1 protein-coding gene is annotated in these 4,278 nt (G+C 71.6%); it reads right to left on the bottom strand.

The window, feature by feature from the left end; translation table 11 throughout:
* Window positions 1–4,278 (bottom strand): non-ribosomal peptide synthetase (locus G4D85_RS48300; protein WP_164021876.1); only part of this gene is annotated, 4,278 nt, incomplete at both ends.

Genomic DNA, 4,278 nt, shown 5'->3' with positions numbered 1-4,278 from the left:
CGGAGACGACGTGGTGCATGTTGAGCAGCAGCACGTGCTGCTGTTCGGCCAGGCGCAGCAGGCTGACGCGCAGCAGCGGACCGGTGGAGAGGCTGAAGGGATGCAGCGCGTCCGCCTGGGCCATGCGTCGGGCCTCGGCCTGACGGTCCTCGTGTGAGGAGAGGTCCACCAGGGCCAGGCGGAAGGGCGAGGGCGGGGAGATGAGCTGGACGGGAGTGCCGGCCTCGCTGCCGAAGGTGGTGCGAAGCGCTTCATGGCGGCGCAGCAATTCGGAGAAGGCACGCTCCAGTGCGGGCACGTCCAGCATGCCGTCCAGCCGCAGGGCGGTGGGCATGTTGTAGGTGGGCGAGCCGGGCTGGAGCTGATCCAGGAACCACAGCCGCTGCTGCGCGAAGGACAGGGGCAGCACGCCATCCCTCGACGCGGGCCGCAGCGGAGGCAGCGAGGAACCCGTGCCGCCCTGGAGCAGGGCATCGACCTTCAGCGCGAGCTGTTCCAGGGTAGGCGCCTCGAAGAGGGCGCGCAGGGGTAGCTCGATGGCGAAGGTCGCGCGGATGCGAGCCACCACCTGGGTGGCCAGCAGCGAGTGGCCGCCGAGGGCGAAGAAGTCGTCACCGCGGCCCACGCGCTCGACGCGCAGCACCTCGGCCCACACGGAGGCGAGTTGTTCCTCGGTGGGCGTGCGCGGCGCCACGTAGCTAGCGGAGGCCAGCAGCGAGGCGTCCGGCGCGGGCAGCGCCTTGCGGTCCACCTTGCCGTTGGGCGTGAGCGGGAAGGTCTCCAGCGGCACGAAGGCCGACGGCACCATGTACTCGGGCAGCCGCTCCTTGAGGAAGGCGCGCAGAGTGGCCGCGTCGGGCGACTGGGCCTGCGAGGTGAACCAGGCCACCAGCCGCTGGTCGCCCGGAGAGTCCTCGCGCACCAGCACCAGGGCCTGCCGCACGGCCGGCTGCTGGGCCAGCGCGGACTCGATTTCGCCCAGCTCGATGCGGAAGCCGCGCAGCTTCACCTGGAAGTCGGTGCGGCCCAGGTAGTCGAGGGTGCCGTCGGCCAGCCAGCGCACCTTGTCACCGGTGCGGTACATGCGCGCGCCCGGCGTGGTGCTGAAGGGGTCCGCCAGGAACTTCTCGGCCGTGAGGGCCGGACGGGCGAGGTAGCCGCGCGCCAGTCCCGCGCCGGAGATGAACAGCTCGCCGGGCACGCCCACCGGGACGGGCTGCAACGCCGCATCCAGCACGTACACCTGGACGTTGGGCAGGGGCCCGCCGATGGTGGGCTGTGAGCCCGGCCGCACGCCGAAGGTGGTGGCGTCCACCGTGCACTCGGTGGGGCCGTAGACGTTGAAGGTACGCGTGCGCTCGGAGGCCGCGAGCACCTGCCACATGGCCTCGTCGAGCGCTTCGCCGCCGGGCACCAGCAGCCGCGGCGCATGCTCACCCTGCATCAGGCCGGCGCGCAGCATCAACCGCAGCAGCGAAGGCGTGCAGTCGAGCACGTCCACGCGGTGCCGGGCCAGCCACGCCACCATGGCCTCCGGATCCTGCCGCGTGCCCTCCGGGACGATGCGCAGGCAGTGGCCATCGAGGAGCTGGACGAGCTGCTTGACGGAGGCGTCGAAGGCCAGGGGCGCGTTGACGCTCACGCGCAGGCCCGCGGGCTGGCCGGCGTAGACGGTGGTTCGCAGGGCGTGGTGGAGGTTGAGCACCGCGCGGTGCCGCACCATGACGCCCTTGGGCGTGCCGGTGGAGCCGGAGGTGTAGATGACGTAGGCGAGGTTCTCGGGCGCAGCGGCCGGAGCGGGGTCGTGCGCGGGCAGCGAGGCCAGCAGCGCGGCCTGCGAGTCCAGGCACACCACGCGGGTGCCGGCGGGGTGCCACGAGCCGGTCAGGTGCTGCTGCGTCAGCAGCACGGGAGCCGCGCAGTCCTGCAGGGTGAAGGTCCGCCGCTGTGACGGCCACGCCGTGTCCAGCGGGACGTAGGCGCCGCCGGCCTTCATGATGCCCAGCAGCGCCACCACCATGTCCACGGAGCGCTCGAAGCAGAGCGCTACGGGGACGTCGGGGCCGACGCCGAGCGAGCGCAGGTGGTGCGCGAGCTGGTTGGCGCGGCCGTTGAGCTGGGCGAACGAGAGGGCCGTGTCCTCGAAGCGCACGGCAGGCGCGTTCGGGGTGCGCGCGGCCTGCTGCTCGAAGGCGTGGTGGAAGCAGGACTCGATGGGGAAGCTGGCTGCGGTGTCGTTCCAGGCGCGCAGCACCTGCTGGCGCTCGGGAGCGGACAGCAGCGGCAGCTCGGTCAGGCGCAGGTCCGGTTGGGCGGCGATGGACTCCAGCAGCAACTGGAGATGGCGCACCATGCGGGTGGCGGTGGCCTGGGTGAAGAGGTCGGTGCTGAACTGGAGGCCGCCCCCGAAGCCGTCCGGGGTGTCCGTCAGCCGGAGGGTGAGCTCGAACCGGGAGATGGAGGCCCCGTCCGTCTCCAGCGGGCGCAGCGACAGGGCGGGCAGGGTGATGTCCTGCACGGGGGTGTTCTGCAGGGCGAAGAGCGCCTGGAACAGGGCCGAGCGACTCATGTCGCGCACGGGCTGCAGCTCCTCGACGAGCTTCTCGAAGGGGAGGTCCTGGTGCTCGTAGGCGCCGAGCGTGGACTCTCGCACCCGGGCCAGCACTTCACGGAAGGTGCGCTGGCTGTCGAGCTGCGTGCGCAGCACGAGGGTGTTGACGAAGAAGCCGATGAGGCCCTCGGTCTCCGCGTGGCGGCGGCCGGCGATGGGCGTTCCGACGACGACGTCTTCCTGGCCGGAGTAGCGCGACAGCAGCAACTGGAAGGAGGCCAGCAGCAGCATGAAGGGCGTGGCGCCTTCCCGCTGGGCCAGGGCCTTCAAGGACTCGCTCAGCTCGCGCGGCAGGCGCACGGGGACCAGCTCGCTGCGCGGCGAGAGGACGGGCGGGCGCGGGAAGTCGGTGGGCAGCTCCAGGTGCGCGGGCGCGCCGGAGAGCTGCTGCTTCCAGTAGTCAATCTGCCGCTGGAGCGCGTCACCCTGCAGCCAGGAGCGCTGCCAGACGGAGAAGTCGGCGTACTGCACCGGCAGCTCGCGCAGGGGCGAGGGCTGGCCGGAAGAGAAGGCCTGATAGAGGGCGCCAATCTCACCGACGAGCACACCCATGGACCAGCCGTCGGAGACGACGTGGTGCATGTTGAGCAGCAGCACGTGTTGCTGCTCCGACAGGCGCAGGAGTGAAGCGCGCAGCAGCGGACCGGTGGCCAGGCTGAAGGGCCGCAGCGCGTCTGCTCCGGCCAGGCGCTGTGCTTCCGCCTCGCGGTCCTCGCGCGCGGACAGGTCCACCAGGGGCAGGTGGAAGGGCGCGGGCGGGGCGATGTGCTGAATGGGAGTGCCGCCCTCGCCGCGGAAGGTGGTGCGCAGGGCCTCGTGGCGGCGCAGCAATTCGGAGAAGGCGCGCTCCAGTGCGGGCACGTCCAGCATGCCGTCCAGCCGCAGGGCGGTGGGCATGTTGTACGAGGGTGAGCCGGGCTGGAGCTGGTCCAGGAACCACAGGCGCTGCTGCGCGAAGGACAGCGGCAGCACTCCATCCCTCGATGCGGGCCGCAGCGCCGGCAGGGTGATTCCCCGGCTGGCCTGCTCCACGCGAAGGGAGAGCTGCTCCAGGGTGGAGGCCTCGAAGAGCGCGCGCAGGGGAAGCTCGACGTCGAAGGCCGAGCGGATGCGAGCGACCACCTGGGTGGCGAGCAGCGAGTGGCCGCCGAGGGCGAAGAAGTCGTCACCGCGGCCCACGCGCTCGACGCGGAGCACCTCGGCCCAGAGCGAGGCGAGCCGCTCCTCGGTGGGCGTGCGTGGCGCGACGTAGACGCTGGCGGCCAGCAGCGAGGCGTCGGGCGCGGGAAGCGCCTTACGGTCCATCTTGCCGTTGGGAGTGAGGGGGAAGGCGTCCAGCGGCATGAAGGCCGAGGGCACCATGTAGTCGGGCAGCTTCTCCTTGAGGAAGGAGCGCAGGGAGGCCGCGTCGGGGGGCTGGCCGTGAGTGGTGAAGTAGGCCACCAGGCGCTTGTCACCGGGGGAGTCCTGGCGGGCCATGACGAGGGCCTGCTGCACGGCGGGGTGCAGGCGCAGTGCGGTCTCAATCTCCCCCAGCTCGATGCGGAAGCCGCGCACCTTCACCTGGAAGTCGGTGCGGCCCAGGTACTCCAGCTGGGAGTCGGCCTTGCGGCGCACCAGGTCACCGGTGCGGTACATGCGCGCGCCCGGCGTGGTGCTGAAGGGGT

Origin of the sequence: Pyxidicoccus trucidator, assembly GCF_010894435.1 — a bacterium.
In the GTDB taxonomy this organism is placed as follows: Bacteria; Myxococcota; Myxococcia; order Myxococcales; family Myxococcaceae; genus Myxococcus; species Myxococcus trucidator.
The sequence above is the reverse complement of the archived record's forward strand: the minus strand, read 5'-3'. Positions and strand labels throughout refer to the sequence as shown.